This window comes from Citrobacter freundii complex sp. CFNIH2 (assembly GCF_002880615.1).
Taxonomy (GTDB): domain Bacteria; phylum Pseudomonadota; class Gammaproteobacteria; order Enterobacterales; family Enterobacteriaceae; genus Citrobacter_A; species Citrobacter_A amalonaticus_F.
The window spans coordinates 2037301-2059943 of record NZ_CP025757.1; the positions used below are offsets into that span (position 1 = coordinate 2037301).

Consider the following 22643-nt stretch of genomic DNA (forward strand, 5'->3'; position numbering starts at 1 on the left):
AAGAATGACAATGCCAACTCATCAGTGCCCATGGCGGATGCAGGTTCATCACATCCATCAGGAAACGCCGGATGTATGGACAATTTCGTTGCTGTGCCACGACTATTATCCGTATCGCGCCGGGCAGTATGCACTGATCAGCGTGCGTAATTCTGCGGAAACGCTGCGCGCTTACACGCTCTCTTCAACACCGGGGGTCAGCGAATACATTACGCTGACCGTTCGCCGGATTGACGACGGGGCGGGCTCACAGTGGTTAACCCGCGACGTGAAGCGCGGCGACTACCTCTGGCTGTCCGATGCGATGGGCGATTTCACCTGCGAAGATAAAGCCGATGATAAGTTCCTGATGCTGGCAGCTGGCTGTGGCGTTACGCCGATCATGTCGATGCGCCGCTGGTTGGCGAAGTACCGTCCGCATGCTGACGTGCAGGTAATCTTCAACGTGCGCTCGCCGCAGGATGTCATTTTTGCCGAAGAGTGGCGTCAGTATCCGGTCACGCTGGTGGCGGAAAACAACGCCACCGCCGGTTTTGCCGCCGGTCGCCTGACCACGGAACTGTTGCAACAGGTACCGGATCTGGCCTCCCGCACGGTGATGACCTGTGGCCCGGCGCCGTATATGGATCTGGTCGAGCAGGAAGTGAAAGCGCTGGGCGTAACGCGCTTCTTTAAAGAACAGTTCTTCACCCCGGTAGCGGAAGCGGCAACCAGCGGTCTGAAATTTACGAAGCTACAGCCGGCGAAAGAATTTTACGCGCCGGTCGGTACGACGCTGCTGGATGCGCTGGAGAGCAACAAGGTGCCCGTCACCGTTGCCTGCCGCGCGGGCGTCTGCGGTTGCTGTAAAACCAAAGTGGTTTCCGGCGACTATACGGTCAGCAGCACGATGACGCTGACCGATGCCGAAATCGCCGACGGCTACGTGCTAGCCTGTTCCTGCCATCCGCAGGGCGACTTAGTACTCGCCTGATAGCAGATTGCCGGATGACGCTGCGCTTATCCGGCCTACGAGAGCAATTTTAGGCCGGATAAGGCGTTTACGCCTCCATCCGGCAATTCCTCACCGCCAGGCTGAATTGCCAGCGACCGAAAACCGTCCTGCACCGAGAAACGCCACCGCCAGCGCGCCGATAAAGAAATAGACCAGGCTTTCAATTGCCCATGCTCCGGTTTTATCCAGCGCCCAGGTTTCATTCATCCCGACCATCAGCCACGCCACAATCATGGTGAACGCCAGCACCAACGCCGCCGGACGCGTCAGGATCCCGAGAATAATCAGGCAAGGCGCTATCACTTCCCCCACCAGCACGCCGTACGCAATAAAGCCCGGCAGCCCTTTGGCAATCAGCATTCCGCTGATGCCATCAATCCCGGCAAACAGCTTATGCAGCCCGTGGAACAGCATCAATCCCCCAACCGCCAGGCGTAATAAAAACTTACCAAAATCCTCGTGCGTCAGCATCCGATTCACTGCATTTAACCATGTTGTAAGCATCTGAATTTACCCCTGGTTCACTCTGATTTTTTTCACGCTACGCGTTATCCCCCCTGAAAGGAAGCTGCTGAAAATAAGGGGGTGCCACGCAGCGTAATCAGTATCTTCATCTAAACTTGTAACCGGTATCACAATTAAGGAGATGGAAAACCATGAAACAAACGGTTGCCGCTTTTATTGCTAAAACACTGGAACAGGCAGGGGTGAAACGTATCTGGGGCGTAACGGGCGATTCGCTGAACGGCCTGAGCGACAGCCTCAATCGCATGGGAACGATTGAGTGGATGTCGACCCGTCATGAAGAGGTTGCCGCGTTTGCGGCGGGTGCGGAGGCGCAGTTGACCGGCGAACTGGCGGTTTGCGCAGGGTCTTGTGGACCCGGTAACCTGCATCTGATCAACGGTCTGTTTGATTGTCATCGTAACCATGTCCCGGTGCTGGCTATCGCCGCCCACATTCCTTCCAGCGAAATTGGCAGCGGATATTTCCAGGAGACGCACCCACAGGAGCTGTTTCGCGAATGCAGCCACTATTGCGAGCTCGTTTCCAGCCCGGAACAGATCCCCCAGGTTCTGGCGATTGCCATGCGCAAAGCGGTGCTCAATCGCGGCGTCTCGGTGGTGGTATTACCGGGCGATGTGGCGTTAAAACCGGCGCCAGAAAGCGCCAGCAGCCACTGGTATCACGCGCCCTTACCGATCGTCACGCCCGCGGAAGAAGAGTTAAGAAAGCTGGCCCAACTGTTACGCTACTCCAGCAATATCGCCCTGATGTGCGGCAGCGGCTGCGCAGGAGCGCATAAAGAACTGGTCGAGTTCGCCGCCAAAATTAAAGCCCCCATTGTTCACGCCCTGCGCGGCAAAGAGCATGTCGAATATGACAACCCATACGATGTGGGGATGACCGGACTGATCGGCTTCTCATCCGGCTTCCATACCATGATGAATGCCGATACGCTGGTGCTCCTCGGTACGCAGTTCCCCTACCGCGCGTTCTACCCAACTGACGCCAAAATTATCCAAATTGATATCAATCCCGGCAGCATCGGCGCGCACAGTAAGGTCGATATGGCGCTGATCGGTGATATCAAAGCCACGCTGACGGCGCTGCTGCCACTGGTGGAAGAAAAGACCGAACGTAAATTCCTCGACAAGGCGTTGAGCGATTATCGCGATGCGCGTAAGGGCCTCGACGATCTCGCCAAACCCAGCGAAAAGGCGATTCACCCGCAGTACCTGGCGCAGCAAATCAGCCACTTTGCCGCCGATGACGCCATCTTTACCTGCGACGTCGGTACGCCGACGGTGTGGGCCGCCCGCTACCTGAAAATGAACGGCAAGCGCCGTCTGTTGGGCTCGTTTAACCACGGTTCGATGGCTAACGCCATGCCGCAGGCGCTGGGCGCACAGGCCACCGCGCCGGGACGTCAGGTCATTGCCATGTGCGGCGACGGCGGATTCAGTATGCTGATGGGGGATTTCCTGTCGGTGGTCCAGATGAAGCTCCCGGTCAAAATCGTGGTCTTTAATAACAGTGTGCTGGGTTTTGTGGCGATGGAGATGAAGGCCGGTGGTTATCTCACCGACGGCACGGAGTTGCACGACACTAACTTTGCACGCATTGCCGAAGCGTGCGGCATCACCGGTATTCGGGTGGAAAAAGCCGCTGACGTCGATGAAGCGCTACAGCGCGCCCTGTCAATCGACGGCCCGGTGCTGGTGGATGTGGTTGTCGCGAAAGAAGAACTGGCCATTCCGCCACAGATCAAACTGGAGCAGGCCAAAGGCTTCAGCCTGTATATGCTACGCGCCATCATCAGCGGTCGCGGCGATGAGGTGATCGAACTGGCAAAAACCAACTGGCTCAGGTAAAACAATGCACATCGCCTTTCAAACAATAGGGATGTGCAATGATCGATCTACGCAGTGATACCGTCACCCGTCCGGGTCGCGCCATGCTTGAAGAAATGATGGCCGCCCCGGTCGGGGACGACGTGTACGGGGATGACCCCACCGTTAACGCTCTCCAACAATACGCCGCTGACCTTTCAGGTAAAGAAGCGGCGTTATTTTTACCCACCGGCACCCAGGCCAACCTCGTGGCGCTACTTAGCCACTGCGAGCGCGGCGAAGAGTATATCGCCGGTCAGGGGGCACATAACTATCTGTATGAAGCCGGCGGCGCGGCGGTGCTCGGCAGCATTCAGCCGCAGCCGATTGACGCCGCGGCCGACGGTACGCTGCCGCTGGATAAAGTCGCCGCCAAAATAAAGGCGGATGACATTCACTTTGCCCGTACCCGCCTGCTAAGCCTGGAAAATACCCACAACGGCAAAGTGCTGCCGCGCGAGTATCTGAAAGAGGCATGGGAATTCACCCGTGAGCGCGGTCTGGCGCTGCATGTTGATGGCGCGCGTATTTTTAACGCCGTCGTGGCCTACGGTTGTGAACTCAAAGAGATCGTGCAGTATTGCGACTCCTTTACCATCTGCCTGTCCAAAGGGCTGGGGACGCCGGTCGGATCGCTACTGGTCGGCAGCCGCGATTACATCAAGCGCGCTACCCGCTGGCGCAAAATGACCGGCGGCGGCATGCGTCAGGCCGGTATCCTGGCGGCAGCCGGACTGTATGCCCTGAAAAATAACGTTGCGCGCCTGCAGGACGATCACGACAACGCGGCCTGGCTGGCAGAGCAGCTACGGGAAGCCGGGGCGGACGTGATGCGTCACGACACCAATATGCTGTTTGTCCGCGTCGGAGAAGCCAACGCTGCAGCCCTGGGTGAGCACATGAAAGCACAGGGCGTGCTGATCAACGCATCGCCGGTTGTCCGTCTGGTGACCCATCTGGATGTTTCGCGGGAACAGCTTGCTGATGTCGTCGCTCACTGGCGCGCATTCCTGAATCGTTAAGGAGAGAGATGTGCCGCAACGCATAGTAGTTCTTGGCGCCAGTGGTTACATTGGTCAGCATCTGGTGCAGGCGCTCAGCCAGCAAGGACATCAGGTACTGGCGGCGGCACGTCGCATTGAACGACTGGAAAAACAGCAGTTGCCCAACGTCAGTTGTCATAAGGTCGATCTGAACTGGCCGACGCAGCTTGCGTCTCTGCTGACGAATGTTGATACCGTCTACTATCTGGTACACGGTATGGGAGAAGGCGGCGATTTCATCGCCCACGAACGTCAGGTCGCGCTTAACGTGCGTGATGCCCTGCGTGAAACGCCGGTCGGGCAGCTGATTTTTCTCAGCTCCTTGCAGGCACCGGAACACGAGCAGTCCGACCACCTGCGGGCGCGGCAGATCACCGCCGATACCCTGCGCGAGTCTGGCGTGCCGGTAACGGAACTGCGCGCCGGGATCATCGTTGGAGCCGGTTCCGCCGCTTTTGAAGTGATGCGCGACATGGTCTACAACCTGCCGGTGCTGACCCCGCCACGCTGGGTGCGTTCACGTACCACGCCCATCGCGCTGGAAAACCTGCTGCATTATCTGGTGGCCCTGCTGGATCACCCGTCCCGTGAGCATCGGATCTTTGAGGCAGCCGGGCCACAGGTGCTTAGCTACCAGCAGCAGTTCGAACATTTCATGACGGTGAGCGGCAAGCATCGCTGGCTTATCCCCATCCCCTTTCCCACCAGTTGGATTTCCGTCTGGTTCCTGAATGTCATCACCTCGGTGCCGCCTACCACCGCGAAAGCGTTGATACAGGGCCTCAGACACGATCTGCTGGCCGATGACAGCGAACTGCGGGCATTGATACCCCAAAAGCTTATCGCCTTTGACGATGCCGTACGCAGCACGCTGAAGGAAGAGGAGAAACTGGTGAACTCCAGCGACTGGGGCTACGACGCGCAGGCGTTTGCCCGCTGGCGACCGGAATACGGTTTTTTCGCCAAACAGGCCGGGTTTACCGTAAAGACATCCGCCAGTTTGCCGGCATTGTGGCGGGTCGTGAACCGTCTCGGCGGCAAAGAGGGCTATTTCTTTGGCAATGCATTGTGGAAGATCCGCGCCGCACTGGATCTGCTGGTCGGCCATCGGCTGGCAAAAGGTCGCCCTGAACACGACCTGCTTCAACCGGGCGATACCGTAGACAGCTGGAAAGTGATTATCGTCGAGCCGGAAAAACAGCTCACGCTGCTGTTTGGCATGAAAGCGCCAGGACTGGGACGGCTGAGCTTTACCCTTGACGATAAGGGCGATCATCGCGAGATTGACGTGCGCGCCTGGTGGCACCCGCATGGCATGCCCGGGCTTTTCTACTGGCTGCTGATGATCCCGGCGCACCTGTTTATTTTCCGGGGAATGGCAAAAAAAATAGCCAGACTTGCAGAACAAATCACAGATAAATCGTAAAAACTTACTGTATTGTTTCACGTTTCCCATTGCATACCGACGTAATTCACGGAAGAATGCGCACGACGTTTTATTAAACACAGTGGACTGATATGAAGGTACTGGTTACCGGCGCAACCAGCGGCTTAGGACGAAACGCGGTTGAGTTTTTGCGCAACAAAGGCATCAGCGTCAGAGCGACCGGTCGCAACGAAGCGATGGGTAAACTGCTCGAAAAAATGGGCGCGGAGTTTGTGCATGCGGATCTGACCGAGCTGGTCTCTTCGCAGGCGAAGGTTATGCTTGCGGGCATCGATACGCTGTGGCACTGCTCAAGTTTCACCTCACCCTGGGGAACTCAGGAAGCCTTTGATCTGGCAAACGTTCGTGCGACCCGCCGTCTTGGCGAATGGGCCGTCGCATGGGGCGTGCGTAACTTTGTTCATATCTCCTCTCCATCGCTTTATTTCGATTATCACCATCATCGCGATATCAAAGAAGATTTTCGCCCGCACCGCTTTGCCAACGAATTTGCCCGCAGCAAAGCTGCCGGGGAAGAGGTCATCAGCCTGCTGGCCCAGGCGAATCCACAGACCCGGTTTACGGTGCTGCGCCCACAGAGCCTGTTTGGCCCACACGACAAAGTGTTTATCCCCCGCCTGGCACACATGATGCACCATTACGGCAGCGTGCTGTTGCCGCACGGCGGCAGTGCGATGGTCGATATGACCTACTATGAGAACGCAATCCACGCGATGTGGCTGGCGAGCCAGGAACTGTGCGACAGCCTGCCGTCCGGTCGGGTGTACAACATCACCAACGGCGAACCCAGAACCCTGCGCAGTATCGTGCAAAAGCTGATTGATGAGCTGAATATTCACTGTCGGATCCGCTCCGTGCCCTATCCGATGCTGGATATGATTGCCCGTAGTCTGGAGCACTTTGGCAATAAGTCTGCCAAAGAACCGGCGTTAACCCACTACGGGGTGTCGAAGCTGAATTTCGATTTTACGCTGGATATCAGCCGCGCCGAAGCGGAACTGGGGTATAAGCCAGTGGTGACGCTGGATGAAGGCATTGTGCAAACGGCCGCGTGGCTGCGCGACCACGGAAAACTGCATCGCTAACCTTGCCCATACTTTTCCAGTAACGCCTCAGCAATCGCCTGCGTTTCAGCATCGGCAACGCCATTCCACAACGTCGGGCGGAAGTGCATCTGAAACGCCATCACGACGCGCTGCTGTTCACGCGCGGTCATTTCAGGCTTCACCTCATAACCATAACGCGACAACAGATCCAGCAGTGACGCCATCTCAACGGGCGCGTGCGGCGCCCGTCCAGCGAGATAGAAATTTACCCGCTGCGCATCGGGCCAGGCGCCAATACCCTGCTCTGCCAGCGCTCGCCAGGGAAACAGCGGACCGGGATCGTCTTTTCGCTGCGGAGCGATATCCGCATGCGCGACCACGTTCTGTGGCTTGATGTCATAACGGGCGATGATGTCTTTCGCCAGCGGTATCAGCGCCTGAATCTGCGCAGGCTCAAACGGGGCAAAATATTTATCACCCGCCGATTTTTGCCAGCCGCGATTTTCCAGCTCAATGCCAATCGAGGTGTCGTTGATGCGCGCCGCGCCGCGCCAGAAGCTGATACCGGCATGCCACGCCAGATCCTGTTCCGACACCAGTTGCCAGATACGCGGTTTACCGCGATGCAATGGCGGCACGGACGGGATCAGATAATGCGAGCTGACGTTTTTATCCGTCAGCGTCGCCAGCGAGCTATCGAAATCATCCGCCGTATAGTGGATCACCAACACTTTAATGCGCGGATATGCCGCCTGCGCCTGATGACGGGTATCAAGCTGATAACCGTCTTTATCAACGATCCCTTTTTCGCCTGCGCACCCCGTCAGGAATAACGCAAAGGCCGCCAGCCATAACCCCTTTCTCATCGACGCGTTTTCACCGCCGTCCCGCTCACACTGACCATCAGCATGCTGCTGTCTTTGCCGACCGTTTCATAATCGATATCAATGCCAACCACCGCGTCAGCACCCAGCGCTTTCGCCTGCTCGCCCAGCTCCGCGAAGGCAATTTCACGTGCTTTGCGTAACTCTTTTTCATAAGCGCCTGAACGACCGCCGACGATATCGCGGATACCGGCAAAAAAGTCCCGGAAGATATTCGCGCCCAGGATGGCTTCGCCGGTGACCACACCGCAGTATTCCACGATGCTTTGTCCTTCAAGTGTGGGGGTTGTCGAAAATTGCATGATGTCTCTCCTGGTTACATTCAGCACATTATCAGCGCCATACACTATCATTGAAAGGATATAATTGATTATCGTAGATGACTGTTATCTTAGAAGACTCATGGCAGAACGCTTATAAGGAAATCACTATGCGCTATTCGAAACTCTCCCTGCTTATCCCTTGCGCGCTGCTGCTCAGCGCCTGCACCACCGTCACGCCAGCCTATAAAGACAACGGGCCGCGTACGGGGACCTGTGTGGATGGCGGCCCGGACAGTGTAGCTCAACAATTCTATGACTATCGTATCCAGCACCGCAGTAATGATATCACCGCCCTGCGCCCTTACCTGAGCGACAACCTGGCGAAACTGCTGTCGGATGCCAGTCGTGACAGTGCGCATCGTCAACTGATGAGCAGCGATCCGTTCTCCAGCCGCGCAACGCCACCGGACAGCGCCAGCGTCGCCAGCGCCTCGACCATTCCGAATAGTGATGCACGCAACATCCCGCTACGCGTTGCGCTGAAACAGGGCGATCAGAACTGGCAGGATGAAGCGCTGATGATCCGTGAAGGCCAGTGCTGGGTCATTGATGATGTGCGCTATCTCGGCGGCAGCGTGCATGCCCCGGCCGGGACGCTTCGTCAGTCGGTTGAAAACCGTTAATCTCTCCGCTTAAACGCGCTAAAAATCGTAACCCCCGTAAATTGTCCGGCATTCTGCATGGAATGCCGACAATTGTTCTTACCGGCCTTCTCCCTCGCTATTTTGTGCTATGTTTAAGGGGAAATGCGCGCTATATTTAACTTTTAAAGCATAAATATTGCATAACTATTCTGTCAAAGGTACTATCTGCGGCTTCAATAGCTATCAGACGGCCAGTATACGAGTATCAATGAGTATTCAATTAAACGGCATTAACTGCTTCTACGGCGCGCATCAGGCGCTGTTCGATATCACGCTGGATTGCCCGCAGGGTGAAACACTGGTGTTACTGGGCCCAAGCGGGGCCGGTAAAAGCTCACTGCTGCGGGTACTCAATCTGCTTGAGATGCCGCGTTCCGGTACGCTCAACATTGCGGGAAATCACTTCGATTTCCGCAAAACGCCGTCAGATAAAGCGATTCGCGAGCTGCGCCAGAACGTCGGAATGGTCTTTCAGCAATACAATCTGTGGCCGCACCTCACCGTGCAACAGAACCTGATTGAAGCCCCCTGCCGCGTGTTGGGTTTATCGAAAGATCAGGCGTTAGCCCGTGCAGAAAAACTGTTGGATCGCCTGCGTCTGAAACCTTACAGCGATCGTTATCCGCTGCATCTTTCCGGCGGTCAGCAACAGCGTGTCGCCATTGCCCGCGCGCTGATGATGGAACCGCAGGTGTTGCTGTTTGATGAACCTACCGCCGCGCTGGATCCGGAAATTACCGCGCAAATCGTCAGCATCATTCGTGAACTGGCGGAAACCAATATTACACAAGTGATCGTGACGCACGAAGTGGAAGTGGCGCGTAAAACCGCCAGCCGCGTCGTGTATATGGAAAACGGTCATATCGTCGAGCAGGGTAATGCGAGTTGCTTTGCCGACCCGCAGACCGAAGCATTTAAAAACTATCTCTCTCACTAAGATTCGGGACAACACAATGAAAAAAGTTCTGATTGCCGCGCTTATCGCAGGCTTTAGCCTTTCCGCTACAGCAGCCCAGACCATTCGTTTTGCGACCGAAGCGTCCTATCCTCCGTTTGAATCTATGGACGCTAATAACAAGATTGTCGGCTTTGATGTTGATCTGGCCAATGCGCTGTGTAAAGAGATCGACGCGACCTGTACGTTTACCAACCAGGCGTTCGACAGCCTGATCCCGAGCCTGAAATTCCGTCGTTTCGACGCGGTGATGGCGGGGATGGATATCACGCCTGAGCGTGAAAAACAGGTACTGTTCACCACCCCTTACTATGACAACTCCGCGCTGTTCATTGGTCTGCAGGGTAAATTCACCGGTGTTGATCAGCTGAAAGGCAAGAAAGTGGGCGTGCAGAATGGCACCACTCACCAGAAATTCATCATGGATAAACACCCGGAAATCACTACCGTTCCGTATGACAGCTACCAGAATGCGAAACTGGATCTGCAAAACGGCCGTATTGACAGCGTGTTTGGTGATACCGCGGTGGTCACCGAGTGGCTGAAAGACAATCCGAAGCTGGCGCCGGTTGGCGATAAAGTGACGGATAAAGATTACTTCGGCACTGGCCTCGGCATCGCCGTACGCCAGGGCAACGAGGAACTGCAGCAGAAATTCAACACTGCGCTGGAAAAAGTGAAGAAAGATGGGACTTACGAGACCATCTATAACAAATGGTTCCAGAAGTAAGCCTTGATGAACGAATTTTTCCCACTTGCAAGCGCCGCCGGGATGACCGTCGGCCTTGCCGTCTGTGCACTGATCCTCGGCCTGGCGCTGGCAATGCTTTTCGCCGTCTGGGAGTCAGTGAAATGGCGTCCTGTGGCGTGGACCGGTTCCGCGCTGGTCACCATTTTACGCGGCCTGCCGGAAATTCTGGTGGTGCTGTTTATCTATTTCGGCTCCTCTCAACTGCTGCTGATGCTCTCTGATGGCTTTACGATCAATCTGGGCGTCGTGCAGATTCCGGTACGAATGGAGATCGAAAACTTCGACGTCAGCCCCTTCCTGTGCGGGGTGATCGCCCTCTCTCTGCTCTACGCAGCCTATGCGTCACAAACGCTGCGCGGCGCGCTGAAAGCGGTACCGCTGGGTCAGTGGGAATCCGGCCAGGCGCTGGGACTGTCGAAGACCGCCATTTTCTTCCGGCTGGTGATGCCGCAAATGTGGCGTCATGCGCTGCCGGGGCTGGGTAACCAGTGGCTGGTATTGCTGAAAGATACCGCGCTGGTGAGCCTCATCAGCGTCAACGACCTGATGCTGCAAACCAAGAGTATCGCCACGCGAACCCAGGAACCGTTTAACTGGTACATCATCGCTGCGGCGATCTACCTGGTGATTACGCTGGTGAGTCAGTACATTCTCAAACGCATTGACCTGCGCGCGACACGTTTTGAGCGGAGACCGGGCTGATGTTTGAGTATTTACCTGAACTGCTGAAAGGGCTGCATACCAGCCTGACGCTGACGGTGGCGTCCATTGTCGTCGCCCTGATTCTGGCGTTGATTTTCACGATTGTTCTGACGCTGAAAACCCCGGTCGTGGTCTGGCTGGTGCGTGGCTATATCACGCTGTTTACCGGTACCCCGCTGCTGGTGCAGATCTTCCTGATCTACTACGGGCCGGGACAGTTTCCGTCTCTGCAGGAGTATCCGGTTCTGTGGCATCTGCTGTCTGAGCCGTGGCTGTGCGCGCTGATTGCGCTGTCGCTGAACAGCGCAGCCTATACCACTCAGCTGTTCTATGGGGCGATTCGCGCGATTCCGGAAGGCCAGTGGCAGTCCTGCGGCGCGCTGGGGATGAGCAAGAAAGACACGCTGGCAATCCTGTTGCCGTATGCCTTTAAACGCGCCCTCTCCTCGTATTCCAACGAAGTGGTACTGGTGTTCAAGAGTACCTCTCTGGCGTATACCATCACGCTGATGGAAGTGATGGGCTACGGCCAGCTGCTGTACGGTCGCACCTATGATGTGATGGTATTCGGCGCAGCAGGAGTCATCTACCTGATCGTCAATGGACTGTTGACGTTAATGATGCGTCTGATCGAGCGCAAAGCGCTGGCTTTCGAGCGCCGAAACTAAGCACTTTATTGCATAAACCACAATCAACAAGACGGACAAGTTTCTAACCTGTCCGTCTTTTTTTATTTAACGAAAAAATAGTTAATCATTTTTATTGCATATAAATTCAATTGCTGGAATTGTAAATCCATGCCGCAGAAACGGCGCCTCATCATAACGGGAGTCCAACCATGAAAAAGTTAGTTCTGGCCGCATTACTTGCCTCTTTCGCCGTCGGTGCCTCTGCCGCTGAAAAAATCAGTTTTGGCGTCTCTGCGACCTATCCACCATTCGAATCTATGGATGCCAATAACCAAATCGTCGGCTTCGACCTCGATCTGGCAAAAGCCTTGTGCAAACAAATGCAGGCAGAATGTACTTTCACCAACCATGCGTTTGACAGCCTGATCCCGGCGCTCAAGTTCAAGAAATATGACGCCGTGATTTCCGGTATGGATATCACCCCAGAGCGGAGCAAACAGGTGGCGTTTACGACCCCCTACTATGCCAACTCGGCGCTGGTGATTTCGAAGAAAGATACCTACAAAACCTTTGCCGATCTGAAAGGTAAACGTATCGGGATGGAAAACGGCACCACTCACCAGAAATACTTGCAGGACAAGCACCCGGAAGTGAAAACCGTGGCCTATGACAGCTATCAGAATGCGTTTATCGACCTGAAAAATGGCCGTATTGATGGCGTATTCGGTGATACCGCCGTAGTGAACGAGTGGCTGAAAACCAACCCGCAGTTGGGTGTAGCAACCGAGAAAGTCACCGATCCGCAGTACTTCGGTACCGGCCTCGGCATCGCGGTTCGCCCGGATAATACCGTGCTGCTGGATAAACTGAACGCTGCGCTGGCGGCGATCAAGGCCGACGGTACGTACCAAAAAATCAACGACCAGTGGTTCCCGCAGTAAGTCGAATCGCTGGCGGTAGAAGGCCTGACAACGCTACGCTTGTCAGGCCTGCAAAATACACATCACACGCAGGCCGGATAAGGGGCCAGCGTCGCCATCCGGCAAACCGTGACTAATCCTTCAACAACAATGTCAGCACTTCATAATGCGCGGTATGTGGAAACATATCGAAAAGCTGTACCCGTTCAATGCGATAGCCCGGCAATGCGGCAATATCTTTCGCCATCGTCTGCGCATTACAGCTGGAATAGATAATGAACGGCGGCGCCATCTGTCCCAGGTAATCGCAAAGCGGCTTACCGATTCCGCGTCGCGGCGGATTCACCAACACCAGATCCGGCCCGCCCCCCTGCCCGGTGGCAAACTGCGTCGAATCCAGCGCCTGAAAATGAAGATGGGTTAAGCCCAGTTCCGCCGCTGACTGCTTCGCACAGGCAATGGCTTCCGGGGCAATTTCAATTCCCGTCAACTGCATCTGCGGCGTCGCGCAATGCAGACCAAAACCGCCGACGCCACAGAACAGATCCCACATGTGATTCACCGGCAACTGTCGTACCCAGTCACGCGCCGTGGCATACAGTTGGCTTGCCACCGCCGGGTTGGTCTGGAAGAAACTGTGCGGGCGGATCCACAGCGGCACGTCGTTAAACCGCTCCGCCAGCGCCTGCTGTTCAGTCAGGAAGATTTCTGTCTCCCCTTCCATAATCGCCATATGCACGGGCTGAAGATTGACGCTGATGACCTTCAGTTGCGGCAGTTGCGCCTGCAACCACGGCAACGCAGCACGCAACTGTGCCAGTTTGCTGTCGGAACGCAGAACAAAGCGCAGCATCATACCGCCATCAAACTGACTTTCCGTCAGCAGAAGGTACTTAAGCTCTCCACGCTTGCGCGCCACGTTGTAGGGAGTAAGTCCGGCACGGGCTATAAACGGTTTCAGCACGGCAAACACCGGCGCAAACGAGGCCGGATAGAGCGGACAATCGCACAGATCCTCTGGCGTACCATCGCGATGCAACATGCCCAGCAACGGTTTTTCCACACTGCCGCTGACCACCATCTTCGCTTTATTGCGAAACGCCTGCTCCGGGCCGCTGACCGGCGCGCACCACTCCCCGACCGGAAAACCGGCAAGCAGATTTTGTAGATCGGTGGTTTTGGCGGTGAGTTGCTCGCCAACGGGTTGCGTGATCCACTGACAGGAACGACAGCGACCGGCGTCATAGAGTGCGCACTGCATACGGAAACCTTTATCTAAACAGGGGCGAGGATTATACACATTATTGTAAGCGGAAGAAGCGACGACTGGCCGCGGGCACAAACAGTAATAACAGCACCAGCATATCGGGCAACTTTTGCATCACCAGCGTGCGCAGTATCTCCCGCTTTGACTCACCGGCAATACTGAACAGTTCGGGATAACCGTAGCCCAACGAGGCCGCCCACAAATAGCCTGCGGCAATCACCTGCGTGAGGAGATACACCCACCGCGCCCAGTTACGCCCCTTCACCAGTGAAAACGCGCAGCCGATCTCCACAAACACCAGCACCAGACTGCCCAGAAAAACCAGCGTCAAATTCCAGGTCTGCACACTGCGATGGATAAACTCAGCCAGTCCGCGAACGCCAAGCGTGTTAAAGATCATCAGCAGGTCGAGCCCACGGATCATAATAATGGCGAGCGCCGCCACCTGCACCAGCGCAGGCACATTCAGGCGGGCATGTGATGAGGATGATTTTTTAAAAAATCCCAACGAATCGTCTTCCATGAAAACAATGCCGCGACGGGCGCGGCATTATGTAGCCAGGTTGGCAGATTTTAGTGTCTTCAGTCACGTCTTGCACGCTGGATATCGCGGATCCGCTGTTTTTCCGTGCGGGCCATCAGATACCAGGCGATAAAACCGACAATTCCGACCACACCGAGGATCAGCGTCGCCAGGGCGTTGATTTCCGGGTTAACGCCCATCCGCACGCTAGAGAAAACCAGCATCGGTAATGTGGTCGCGCCCGGCCCGGAGACAAAACTGGCAATGACCAGGTCATCCAGTGACAACGTGAACGCCAGCAGCCAGCCGGAGACTACCGCTGGCATAATCATCGGCAGCGTAATCACAAAGAACACCTTCAGCGGCGTCGCCCCCAGATCCATCGCCGCTTCCTCAATGGAGCGATCCAGTTCACGCAGGCGCGAGGAGATCACCACCGCCACATACGCCGTACAGAACGTGACGTGCGCCAGCCAGATAGTCAGCATGCCACGATCCGACGGCCAGCCAATAGCGTGTCCCAGCGCGACAAATAGCAGCAACAGGGAGAGCCCGGTGATCACATCCGGCATCACCAGCGGCGCGGTGATCATAAAGGCAAAGCCGTTCGACCCGCGAAAGCGGCCAAAACGCACCATCACCACCGCAGCAATCGTGCCGAGTATCGCCGCCATGGTCGCCGCGCAGGCGGCGATGGTCAGACTTAACCCCACCGCGCTCATCATTGCGCTATCGCGGAACAGTTCGCCGTACCAGCGCGTTGACCATCCAGCCCACACCGTGACCAGTTTGGAACTGTTAAACGAGTAGATGACCAGCATCAGCATCGGCGCATACAGGAAGGTAAATCCGAGCACCAGAATCACAATGCGCCAGGGCGAACGAATTACCGGTAAGTTGTTCATCCGTGGACCCCTCCGCTTTTTTGCTGATGTTTGTGGAACCACATAATCGGGACGATCAGCAGCAGCAACATCACAATCGCAACCGCAGATGCCACCGGCCAGTCGCGGTTGTTAAAGAACTCTTGCCACAGCACGCGACCAATCATGATGCTGTCTGGTCCGCCGAGCAGTTCCGGGATCACAAACTCGCCCACCGCCGGAATGAACACCAGCATAGAACCGGCAATAATGCCGCCTTTGGTCAGCGGGACGATCACGCTAAAGAACGTTTTCAGCGGACGCGCGCCCAGATCCAGCGACGCTTCCACCAGCGAGTAATCAATCCGCGTCAGCGCGGTATAAATCGGCAGCACCATGAACGGCAGATAGGCGTACACAATGCCGATATACACCGCCAGATTGGTGTGCAGAATGGTCAGCGGCTGGTCGATCACCCCCAACCACAGCAGAAAGTTATTCAACACGCCATTATTTTTCAGGATCCCCATCCAGGCATATACGCGGATCAAAAACGAGGTCCACGACGGCAGGATCACCAGCAGCAGCAGAATATTACGCGTTGACGGCTTGCTGTGCGCCACCGCCCACGCCAGCGGATAGCCCAGCAGCAGACAGCAAAGCGTCGAGATCCCCGCCACCTGTAGCGACTGCAGATAGGCATCAAAATAGAGCGGATCGTCCGTCAGCTGCAGGAAATTACCGAGATTAAGGGTGATCGACAGCTGCCCGTCGGCCCACGCCATCAGTTCCGTATACGGCGGGATCGCCCGCGCCATCTCCGCCAGACTGATTTTAAAGACGATCAGAAAAGGCAGCAGAAACAGCAGGATCAACCAGACGTAAGGCAGCGCTATCACCAGTTTGCGCCCGTGCTTCATCTGTACGCGCGCCAGCCAGAACGTAAAGCCGCCTGGCTTTTCTACGCGTGCCGGAGGTTCAAGTGTACTCATCTTCGCTCCTTAAACCGTCAACACCACACAACTGTCCGCATCCCAGCACAGACGCACCTCATCGCCCCAGGTCGGCAGACCTTTGCGATAACGGTGAGCGTTTTGCAACTGGGCGCTGATCATCTGTCCGCTTTTCAGGCGAACGTGATAGATGGAGAGATCGCCAAGATAGGCAATGTGCACCACTTCGCCGACGGCGAAGTTAAAACCGTCGGCAGGCGGCTCTTCGCACAGCATGATCTTTTCCGGGCGCAGCGCCACGTGCACCGGCACGTTATCCACCACCGACGCATCCGGATCGACCTTCAACGGATGCACCAGTCCTGGAGAATAGAGCACCAGGCCATCTTCCTGGCGTTCTTTAAGCACGCCCTCAAACACGTTGACCGAACCAATAAACTCCGCGCTGTAACGAGTGGTCGGATGCTCGTAAATCTCTTCTGGCTCACCGATTTGCACAAATTTGCCACGGTTCATAATGGCAATACGCCCGGCCATGGTCATCGCCTCTTCCTGATCGTGCGTCACCATCACGCAGGTTACACCGACGCGCTCAAGGATATCGACCACTTCGAGCTGCATACGGTCACGCAGCTTTTTATCCAGTGCGCCCATCGGCTCGTCAAGCAGCAGAAGTTTAGGCCGTTTTGCCAGGCTTCTCGCCAGCGCCACACGCTGACGCTGACCGCCGGAAAGCTGATGCGGTTTGCGTTTGGCGAACTCCTGCATATGCACCAGACCCAGCATTTCGTCGACCCGGCTGGCAATTTCTGCTTTCGGCAGTTTGTCCTGCTTCAGACCAAAGGCGATATTCTGTTCCACCGTCATATGGGGGAACAGCGCGTAGGACTGAAACATCATATTGATGGGACGTAAATAAGGCGGTACCTGGGACAGGTCGACGCCATCCAGCATGATTTGTCCGGTGGTGGGTTGCTCAAACCCCGCCAGCATGCGCAGCAGCGTGGATTTCCCGCAGCCTGATGCGCCCAGCAGGGCAAAGATTTCGCCTTTATAAATGGTCAGACTTACGTCATCGACAGCGTGCTGACCATCGAAGGATTTGGTCAGGTTGCGGATTTCGAGGAGCGGCGTCAGCGCTTTACGGGTTTTCGCCTGCGGGCGTGGGGTGGCATCATTCACGGGGTGCTCTCCGGCAGAAACAAATCATGGTGCAGGCGCACCAGAACGGTGCGCCTGTTGCCGGGAGCGCTTCGCTTGCCCGGCCTACTTCAACGGCGGATTATTTACCGCTCTTCACCTTGGTCCAGGCACGCGTACGGACGCGGTCAATCTTCGGCTCCTGAACTTTCAGGGTGAACATCTTCGCGCGCACGTCTGCTGGCGGATAAATGCCTGGATTATCACGCACTTCTGGGCTCACCAGCGCTGTGGCCTCTTTGTTGGCATTCGCGTAGAACACGTGGTCAGAGATATGCGCAATCACGTCCGGGCGCAACAGATAGTTGAGGAACTGATAGGCCTCGTCTTTATTTTTGGCATCTGCCGGCATCGCGAAGACGTCAAAGAAGGCCATCGCCCCTTCCTTCGGAATCGAGAAGGAGATATTGACGCCATTCTTCGCCTCTTTCGCCCGGTTAGCGGCCTGCCAGACATCCCCTGCCCAGCCGATCGCCACGCAGGTATCGCCGTTAGCCAGGTCGTTAATGTACTGCGAAGAGTGGAAGTAACGGATATTCGGCCGCAGCTTGAGCAGCAGGTCGGTAGCCGGTCCGGTATAGTCGTCCGCTTTGGTGCTGTTCGGATCTTTACCCAGATAGTTCAGCACGGTGGCAAACACCTCTTCTGGCGCATCGAGGAAAGAGACGCCGCAGCTCTTGAGCTTTTCAAGATTTTCCGGCTTCAGCACCAGATCCCAGCTCTTAACCGGGGCATCAGCGCCGAGCACCGCTTTCACTTTATCGACGTTGTAGCCAATACCGGTGGTCGCCCACATATACGGCATCGCAAATTTATTGTCCGGGTCGTGTTTGGCGACCAGTTTAAGCAGTTCCGGATCGAGATTTTTCCAGCCCGACAGTTTGCTCTTATCCAGCGGCTGGAAAACGCCTGCCGTCAACTGACGTTCAAGGAAGCTCGCGGAAGGCACGACCAGGTCAAAACCGGTGCTGCCTGCCATCAGTTTGCCTTCAAGTACTTCGTTGGAGTCAAAAACGTCATAGACCACTTTGATGCCGGTCTCTTTTTCAAAATTAGCGACCGTATCCGGCGCAATATAGTCAGACCAGTTATAGATATGGAGTGTTTTTTGTTCCGCAGCGAGCGTGCCGGCAGAGACGGCCATCAGAGCACCCGCAACCAGACCCGATAGCCATTTTTTATTTAAGGCGGTCATAATCTCTTTCCTTATCAAAGTTCGTTAACAAACGAACCAAAAAAGTTGCACTCAATGCTATGCAAGAAACGTGCATAGTTTGTCATTCGGCAAAAACCAGGAAGAGCGGACGCTCCCCCGACCGTTATTGCTCGCTGTAATGAAGCTTCGCAAGAATAACTTTAGCCAGGGTTTCAGGCTATAGCCCAGATTAAAAAACGCCTTTTATCAATTTTTTATGCAATTTATGTCTATGTGATAAAGCGAAACGGCGGGAAAGGAGGTGAATAATTCTTTAAAGAAAGGTTAAATGCAGAATAAAAGAACGTAAACCGCAGCCGCTCTGGCAGCGACTGCGCTATACGCGTCATACTTCACGTTAAAATCAGTGAAGAAAATGGTTCTCAACGCTGCTTTTTTGCGCGTCTTCTTCGGCGGTAAACAGCATCTGGTGCGCGCCCGCTTCAAGAATGACCATGGATATCTGCTCTTCGCTCTGACGTACAAACCACTCGAACTGCGCGTAGGTCACCCCCTGCATAACGGATAAAGACTGGCAAACCACTAGCTTTGGCAGATTATCATCCTGCATATCCAGAAACGCTTTCACGGTAAGGGAACTGGCATTAATGGCAGACAGATCCGCCGCCAGCGGCAGTAACGCAGAAGGCCTCACTTCCGCCATCGCAGAAAACAGCAGCGTATTATCGACGAGATCTAATTTCGCATCGTAGATGCCGTCAAAATTTTGCATGTGCGGTAAATGCAGTGCCTGACAGGTATCACATTCAAAAAAACTCATGCCCAGGTCGTCGAGCCATTGCCGCAACGTATCCAGAGTGGGAACGACCAATTCTGTCATAATAATGTGCTACCTCTTACGATGAAAAAATACCGGCACAGCTTACGCAAAAAGTGTTCGTCATGCCACGATCATCGGCGATATTAAGACTAGCCACCCGTTTTGAGACAAAATTCAGCCGTCGCGTGGCGTTCGATCCACTGAATCATGCGCCCGGCGATATCGATACCGGTGATTTTTTCGATCCCTTCCAGACCCGGAGAGGCGTTCACTTCCATCACCAGCGGGCCGCGCTCGGCGCGTAAAATATCAACACCGGCGACATCAAGCCCCATCGTCTGCGCGGCTTTAATCGCAATCTTGCGCTCACGGGGAGTAATGTTGGCAACGCAGGCCACACCGCCGCGGTGCAGATTAGAACGAAAATCGCCGTCCTTCGCCCGTCGTTCGATGGCCGCGACCACCTCATCTCCCACCACCAGACAGCGAATATCGCGACCTTTGGCCTCTTTAATATATTCCTGAACCAGAATATGGGCGTTAAGCCCCCGGAAAGCATCCACGACGCTCTCAGCAGCCTGACGGGTTTCCGCCAGTACCACGCCAATCCCCTGCGTTCCTTCCACCAGTTTCACCACCAGCGGCGCGCCACCGACCATATCGATCAGATCGCTGGTATCATCCGGCGAGTGCGCAATGCCGGTAATCGGGAGATCGATACCCTGGCGCGCCAGCAGTTGCAGCGAGCGTAGCTTATCGCGGGCGCGGGTAATCGCCACAGATTCGTTCAACGGATAGCTGCCCAGCATCTCAAACTGGCGTAGCGCCGCCGTACCATAAAAGGTGATCGCCGAACCGATACGCGGAATGACGGCATCAAAATGAGGCAGCTTGCGTCCTTTATAATGAATTGAGGACGCCGCCGGATTGATGTTCATATAACAGGAAAGCGGATCGAGTATTTCAACCAGATGGCCGCGCGCCATCGCCGCTTCACGCAGGCGCTTACACGAATAGAGCGTTCCATCCCGGGACAATATGGCAATTTTCACCCAGCACCTCTCAGCATCACTCGATCACTATCCCGCGTATCATACACAGCGGCGGAATTTTTAGCGCGTGGCCCACCCCTGTTTATGTAAATATTCCAGGATAAAGGGACGATTTTCCTTAATCAGCGTGCGGCGAATATGATCGCTCCAGGTGTCACGGCGGGTATTGCTGCCGCGGCTGAGATAATACTGCGCGAGCTGTTCGTCATAATCAGCCAGCGCGTCCCTGTCGAGCGGCTGGTAGTGGTTTTCGTGCATCACAATCGCGGCAGGCAGGCGCGGCTTAAGATCCGGATTATCGGCAGGCCACCCCAGGCACAGCCCAAACAGCGGCAGTACGTGCTTCGGCAGCGTCAGCAATTCCGTGACCGATTCGATGTTATTACGTAAGCCGCCGATATAAACGCCGCCCAGCCCCAACGATTCCGCCGCCGTCAGCGCGTTTTGCGCCATCATCGCCGTATCAACCACACCCAGCAGCAACTGCTCTGCCAGACCTAATTGCGCTTCAGGGCAAATCTGCAGATGACGATTGAAGTCTGCGCAGAAGACCCAAAACTCAGCGGCCTGCGCGACGTGCTGTTGACCGCCGGTTAATGGCACCAGCGCGTCACGTAGCGCCGGATCCGTAATACGAATAATGGACGTGCACTGCAAAAAGCTGGAGCTGGAGGTCGCCTGAGCGGCCGCCAGAATCGCCTCTCGCTGTTCAGGCGTAATCGGTTGATCGGTAAAATGACGAATCGAGCGGTGACGACGCAGAAGGTTAATGGTTGGAGTCATTCTCTTTTTCTCTGTCTGAACGGGATGAATCGGATGGGGGCTTCATCAACTGTGGCGCCAGTCGCTGCGCGACTTGCCAGACGAATGCCAGTGCGGCGGGGATCATTAGCAGTACGCCCAAAAAAAGCATGATAATGACCGCTAACGCGCTGTTAAACGGGGCGGGAAGTGTCAGGTAGTGGTTCAGCGACAGCAAAGCCAGCGCCAGAAGCACCATACCCACCATTTCCAGAATCAATACACTTTTCGGTAACGCGCCAGTCATACGCACAGGAAGCCCTCTTTTGTGAGACATAGTGTAAGGCGTTCAGCGTGAATGTGTTTAACAGATATAGACTAAATGTATCGAAGTAAAAGGTGCAACCTACTGTTCAAGACTGACGATTAGCGTCATCATAGCAGCCATTCGCCGTCAGGCTTTGAGTTCGAGGAGAGAGACTACAATGTTCACCGTTATTTTTGGTCGCCCGGGTTGCCCTTACTGTGTACGCGCAAAAGAACTGGCAGAGAAACTGAGCAACGAACGCGATGATTTCAACTATCGCTACATCGACATCCATGCGGAAGGTATCACCAAAGCGGACCTGGAAAAGACCGTCGGCAAACCGGTTGAGACCGTGCCGCAGATTTTTGTTGATCAGAAACACATCGGCGGTTGCACCGATTTTGAAGCCTGGGCGAAAGAGAATTTGAATCTGTTCGCCTGAGTGCTGTGAGTACTGTGAGTGATGTAAAAACGCCCTCTCCAGAGGGCGTTATTGGTTTTTACGCTGTCGCGGCCTGAACAAACTGCTGATGAACAGGAAGCATAAGGCTCCCAAAGCACACCAGAATACCGCGCTGAATAACCACGCCATCTCCTGCCACAGCGAGCGAGTGGGCGTAAAGAAAAGACGCGTAAGCAGCAAACAACAAGGTGCTGCAAGCATCGCACCAAGGAGCGGTTTAATCACCTCCCGGCGATGAGAGCAAAAACTGGCGACCGCGCCTGGCAGCGTAAAAAACAGTAGCCCAATTTCAGGATGCCCGGCCGCCCGAAATGCCCCTTTCATGTTCATTGTCAGAAAAAGACAGACAACCACAAAGAGCACAAAGCAGCAGACCGCTCCTACCCAACCATGTTTATATTTCAATCATTTCTCCTGACACTGTCTCTATCGAACACACTTTTCGCCAAAGGCGTCCAGTCAGATAAAGCCGTTCAGCATTCCGTGCCAAAATACGCCAACACGATTCTTATAGCCGTTGATACGTAATGAGATTAAACTAGCCAGATTATATTGTTGTGCCGCTTA

At 55.2% G+C, this 22643-nt stretch carries 26 protein-coding genes; 12 read left to right on the forward strand and 14 right to left on the reverse strand.

Going from position 1 to position 22643, the window contains the following annotated elements:
- Window positions 1–4: 4 nt before the first annotated feature.
- Window positions 5–973, forward strand: a complete 969-nt coding sequence (gene hcr, locus WM46_RS10065) for an NADH oxidoreductase (protein WP_061076998.1) — start codon at window positions 5–7, stop codon at window positions 971–973.
- 90 nt (window positions 974–1063) lie between these two features.
- On the opposite strand, the gene WM46_RS10070 is transcribed toward hcr, so the two are convergent.
- Window positions 1064–1498, reverse strand: a complete 435-nt coding sequence (locus WM46_RS10070) for a DoxX family protein (RefSeq protein ID WP_102602169.1) — start codon at window positions 1496–1498, stop codon at window positions 1064–1066.
- Window positions 1499–1650: 152 nt separating this feature from the next.
- Here WM46_RS10070 and poxB point away from each other — a divergent pair, with 152 nt between their 5' ends.
- The 4 genes from poxB (at window position 1651) to WM46_RS10090 (ending at window position 6962) form a co-directional block, all read left to right on the forward strand.
- Window positions 1651–3369, forward strand: coding sequence for a ubiquinone-dependent pyruvate dehydrogenase (gene poxB / locus WM46_RS10075; RefSeq protein ID WP_061076996.1), 1719 nt, complete (start codon window positions 1651–1653; stop codon window positions 3367–3369).
- Window positions 3370–3407: 38 nt separating this feature from the next.
- Window positions 3408–4409 (forward strand): low-specificity L-threonine aldolase, encoded by a 1002-nt coding sequence (gene ltaE, locus WM46_RS10080; protein ID WP_061076995.1) that lies wholly within the window; start codon window positions 3408–3410, stop codon window positions 4407–4409.
- A 10-nt stretch (window positions 4410–4419) separates the two neighbouring features.
- Window positions 4420–5856, forward strand: a complete 1437-nt coding sequence (locus tag WM46_RS10085; protein ID WP_061076994.1) for an SDR family oxidoreductase — start codon at window positions 4420–4422, stop codon at window positions 5854–5856.
- Window positions 5857–5948: 92 nt separating this feature from the next.
- Complete coding sequence (locus WM46_RS10090; RefSeq protein ID WP_102602170.1) at window positions 5949–6962, forward strand: NAD-dependent epimerase/dehydratase family protein; 1014 nt, start codon at window positions 5949–5951, stop codon at window positions 6960–6962.
- Here WM46_RS10090 and WM46_RS10095 read toward each other — a convergent pair.
- Together WM46_RS10095 and WM46_RS10100 are read right to left on the reverse strand one after the other, a co-directional pair.
- Window positions 6959–7789, reverse strand: a complete 831-nt coding sequence (locus tag WM46_RS10095) for an N-acetylmuramoyl-L-alanine amidase (RefSeq protein WP_102602171.1) — start codon at window positions 7787–7789, stop codon at window positions 6959–6961. The genes WM46_RS10090 and WM46_RS10095 overlap by 4 nt on opposite strands.
- On the reverse strand, window positions 7786–8109 hold the full coding sequence (locus WM46_RS10100; protein ID WP_042320310.1) for a heavy metal-binding domain-containing protein: 324 nt from the start codon (window positions 8107–8109) through the stop codon (window positions 7786–7788). The genes WM46_RS10095 and WM46_RS10100 overlap by 4 nt, the downstream gene beginning before the upstream one ends.
- 128 nt (window positions 8110–8237) lie before the next feature.
- Here WM46_RS10100 and WM46_RS10105 point away from each other — a divergent pair, with 128 nt between their 5' ends.
- The 6 genes from WM46_RS10105 to artJ all read left to right on the forward strand — a co-directional run bounded on the left by WM46_RS10105 (window position 8238) and on the right by artJ (window position 12752).
- Window positions 8238–8753 (forward strand): lipoprotein, encoded by a 516-nt coding sequence (locus WM46_RS10105; protein WP_102602172.1) that lies wholly within the window; start codon window positions 8238–8240, stop codon window positions 8751–8753.
- Window positions 8754–8982: 229 nt separating this feature from the next.
- The gene (artP, locus tag WM46_RS10110; RefSeq protein WP_061076990.1) at window positions 8983–9711 is read left to right on the forward strand and encodes an arginine ABC transporter ATP-binding protein ArtP; all 729 of its coding nucleotides are present in this window, start codon (window positions 8983–8985) and stop codon (window positions 9709–9711) included.
- Window positions 9712–9727: 16 nt separating this feature from the next.
- The gene (artI, locus tag WM46_RS10115) at window positions 9728–10459 is read left to right on the forward strand and encodes an arginine ABC transporter substrate-binding protein ArtI (RefSeq protein ID WP_102602173.1); all 732 of its coding nucleotides are present in this window, start codon (window positions 9728–9730) and stop codon (window positions 10457–10459) included.
- Window positions 10460–10465: 6 nt separating this feature from the next.
- Window positions 10466–11182 carry an arginine ABC transporter permease ArtQ gene (gene artQ / locus WM46_RS10120; protein ID WP_043001228.1) on the forward strand — a complete coding sequence of 239 codons (717 nt, stop codon included), beginning with the start codon at window positions 10466–10468 and terminating at the stop codon, window positions 11180–11182.
- A complete protein-coding gene (gene artM, locus WM46_RS10125) occupies window positions 11182–11850 on the forward strand; it encodes an arginine ABC transporter permease ArtM (RefSeq protein ID WP_042320323.1) in 669 nt (222 codons plus the stop codon). The genes artQ and artM overlap by 1 nt, the downstream gene beginning before the upstream one ends.
- 170 nt (window positions 11851–12020) lie before the next feature.
- The gene (gene artJ, locus WM46_RS10130) at window positions 12021–12752 is read left to right on the forward strand and encodes an arginine ABC transporter substrate-binding protein ArtJ (RefSeq protein WP_102602174.1); all 732 of its coding nucleotides are present in this window, start codon (window positions 12021–12023) and stop codon (window positions 12750–12752) included.
- Between the two features lie 112 nt (window positions 12753–12864).
- On the opposite strand, the gene rlmC is transcribed toward artJ, so the two are convergent.
- The 10 genes from rlmC to WM46_RS10180 form a co-directional block, all read right to left on the reverse strand.
- The gene (gene rlmC / locus WM46_RS10135; RefSeq protein WP_061076988.1) at window positions 12865–13992 is read right to left on the reverse strand and encodes a 23S rRNA (uracil(747)-C(5))-methyltransferase RlmC; all 1128 of its coding nucleotides are present in this window, start codon (window positions 13990–13992) and stop codon (window positions 12865–12867) included.
- 40 nt (window positions 13993–14032) lie between these two features.
- The gene (locus WM46_RS10140) at window positions 14033–14521 is read right to left on the reverse strand and encodes a YbjO family protein (RefSeq protein ID WP_102602175.1); all 489 of its coding nucleotides are present in this window, start codon (window positions 14519–14521) and stop codon (window positions 14033–14035) included.
- Window positions 14522–14580: 59 nt separating this feature from the next.
- Window positions 14581–15426, reverse strand: coding sequence for a putrescine ABC transporter permease PotI (gene potI, locus WM46_RS10145; protein WP_042320333.1), 846 nt, complete (start codon window positions 15424–15426; stop codon window positions 14581–14583).
- Window positions 15423–16376, reverse strand: a complete 954-nt coding sequence (gene potH, locus WM46_RS10150) for a putrescine ABC transporter permease PotH (protein WP_061076986.1) — start codon at window positions 16374–16376, stop codon at window positions 15423–15425. The genes potI and potH overlap by 4 nt, the downstream gene beginning before the upstream one ends.
- Before the next feature lie 9 nt (window positions 16377–16385).
- On the reverse strand, window positions 16386–17519 hold the full coding sequence (potG, locus tag WM46_RS10155; protein WP_102602176.1) for a putrescine ABC transporter ATP-binding subunit PotG: 1134 nt from the start codon (window positions 17517–17519) through the stop codon (window positions 16386–16388).
- A 100-nt stretch (window positions 17520–17619) separates the two neighbouring features.
- A complete protein-coding gene (gene potF, locus WM46_RS10160; protein WP_102602177.1) occupies window positions 17620–18732 on the reverse strand; it encodes a spermidine/putrescine ABC transporter substrate-binding protein PotF in 1113 nt (370 codons plus the stop codon).
- 364 nt (window positions 18733–19096) lie between these two features.
- Window positions 19097–19573: a YbjN domain-containing protein gene (locus WM46_RS10165; protein WP_043001235.1), complete on the reverse strand. Its 477-nt coding sequence runs from the start codon at window positions 19571–19573 to the stop codon at window positions 19097–19099.
- Window positions 19574–19662: 89 nt separating this feature from the next.
- The gene (rimK, locus tag WM46_RS10170; RefSeq protein WP_102602178.1) at window positions 19663–20565 is read right to left on the reverse strand and encodes a 30S ribosomal protein S6--L-glutamate ligase; all 903 of its coding nucleotides are present in this window, start codon (window positions 20563–20565) and stop codon (window positions 19663–19665) included.
- A 60-nt stretch (window positions 20566–20625) separates the two neighbouring features.
- On the reverse strand, window positions 20626–21348 hold the full coding sequence (gene nfsA, locus WM46_RS10175; protein WP_102602179.1) for an oxygen-insensitive NADPH nitroreductase: 723 nt from the start codon (window positions 21346–21348) through the stop codon (window positions 20626–20628).
- The gene (locus WM46_RS10180; RefSeq protein WP_061076982.1) at window positions 21332–21619 is read right to left on the reverse strand and encodes a DUF1418 family protein; all 288 of its coding nucleotides are present in this window, start codon (window positions 21617–21619) and stop codon (window positions 21332–21334) included. Before WM46_RS10180 ends, nfsA begins: the two co-directional genes overlap by 17 nt.
- Before the next feature lie 172 nt (window positions 21620–21791).
- Here WM46_RS10180 and WM46_RS10185 point away from each other — a divergent pair, with 172 nt between their 5' ends.
- Window positions 21792–22055 (forward strand): GrxA family glutaredoxin, encoded by a 264-nt coding sequence (locus WM46_RS10185; protein WP_000495514.1) that lies wholly within the window; start codon window positions 21792–21794, stop codon window positions 22053–22055.
- Between the two features lie 48 nt (window positions 22056–22103).
- On the opposite strand, the gene WM46_RS10190 is transcribed toward WM46_RS10185, so the two are convergent.
- The gene (locus WM46_RS10190; RefSeq protein WP_043001239.1) at window positions 22104–22481 is read right to left on the reverse strand and encodes an inner membrane protein YbjM; all 378 of its coding nucleotides are present in this window, start codon (window positions 22479–22481) and stop codon (window positions 22104–22106) included.
- Between the last annotated feature and the right edge of the window lie 162 nt (window positions 22482–22643).

What these genes read in the sequence shown, in the direction of transcription:
- nfsA (WP_102602179.1), bottom strand. Translation starts at nt 21,348, where the DNA reads ATGACTCCAACCATTAACCTTCTGCGTCGTCACCGCTCGATTCGTCAT.
- WM46_RS10070 (WP_102602169.1), bottom strand. Translation starts at nt 1,498, where the DNA reads ATGCTTACAACATGGTTAAATGCAGTGAATCGGATGCTGACGCACGAG.
- WM46_RS10140 (WP_102602175.1), bottom strand. Translation starts at nt 14,521, where the DNA reads ATGGAAGACGATTCGTTGGGATTTTTTAAAAAATCATCCTCATCACAT.
- potH (WP_061076986.1), bottom strand. Translation starts at nt 16,376, where the DNA reads ATGAGTACACTTGAACCTCCGGCACGCGTAGAAAAGCCAGGCGGCTTT.
- WM46_RS10090 (WP_102602170.1), top strand. Translation starts at nt 5,949, where the DNA reads ATGAAGGTACTGGTTACCGGCGCAACCAGCGGCTTAGGACGAAACGCG.
- artQ (WP_043001228.1), top strand. Translation starts at nt 10,466, where the DNA reads ATGAACGAATTTTTCCCACTTGCAAGCGCCGCCGGGATGACCGTCGGC.
- WM46_RS10105 (WP_102602172.1), top strand. Translation starts at nt 8,238, where the DNA reads ATGCGCTATTCGAAACTCTCCCTGCTTATCCCTTGCGCGCTGCTGCTC.
- WM46_RS10100 (WP_042320310.1), bottom strand. Translation starts at nt 8,109, where the DNA reads ATGCAATTTTCGACAACCCCCACACTTGAAGGACAAAGCATCGTGGAA.
- poxB (WP_061076996.1), top strand. Translation starts at nt 1,651, where the DNA reads ATGAAACAAACGGTTGCCGCTTTTATTGCTAAAACACTGGAACAGGCA.
- ltaE (WP_061076995.1), top strand. Translation starts at nt 3,408, where the DNA reads ATGATCGATCTACGCAGTGATACCGTCACCCGTCCGGGTCGCGCCATG.
- artI (WP_102602173.1), top strand. Translation starts at nt 9,728, where the DNA reads ATGAAAAAAGTTCTGATTGCCGCGCTTATCGCAGGCTTTAGCCTTTCC.
- artJ (WP_102602174.1), top strand. Translation starts at nt 12,021, where the DNA reads ATGAAAAAGTTAGTTCTGGCCGCATTACTTGCCTCTTTCGCCGTCGGT.
- potF (WP_102602177.1), bottom strand. Translation starts at nt 18,732, where the DNA reads ATGACCGCCTTAAATAAAAAATGGCTATCGGGTCTGGTTGCGGGTGCT.
- artM (WP_042320323.1), top strand. Translation starts at nt 11,182, where the DNA reads ATGTTTGAGTATTTACCTGAACTGCTGAAAGGGCTGCATACCAGCCTG.
- WM46_RS10165 (WP_043001235.1), bottom strand. Translation starts at nt 19,573, where the DNA reads ATGACAGAATTGGTCGTTCCCACTCTGGATACGTTGCGGCAATGGCTC.
- potI (WP_042320333.1), bottom strand. Translation starts at nt 15,426, where the DNA reads ATGAACAACTTACCGGTAATTCGTTCGCCCTGGCGCATTGTGATTCTG.
- hcr (WP_061076998.1), top strand. Translation starts at nt 5, where the DNA reads ATGACAATGCCAACTCATCAGTGCCCATGGCGGATGCAGGTTCATCAC.
- WM46_RS10095 (WP_102602171.1), bottom strand. Translation starts at nt 7,789, where the DNA reads ATGAGAAAGGGGTTATGGCTGGCGGCCTTTGCGTTATTCCTGACGGGG.
- WM46_RS10185 (WP_000495514.1), top strand. Translation starts at nt 21,792, where the DNA reads ATGTTCACCGTTATTTTTGGTCGCCCGGGTTGCCCTTACTGTGTACGC.
- rlmC (WP_061076988.1), bottom strand. Translation starts at nt 13,992, where the DNA reads ATGCAGTGCGCACTCTATGACGCCGGTCGCTGTCGTTCCTGTCAGTGG.
- artP (WP_061076990.1), top strand. Translation starts at nt 8,983, where the DNA reads ATGAGTATTCAATTAAACGGCATTAACTGCTTCTACGGCGCGCATCAG.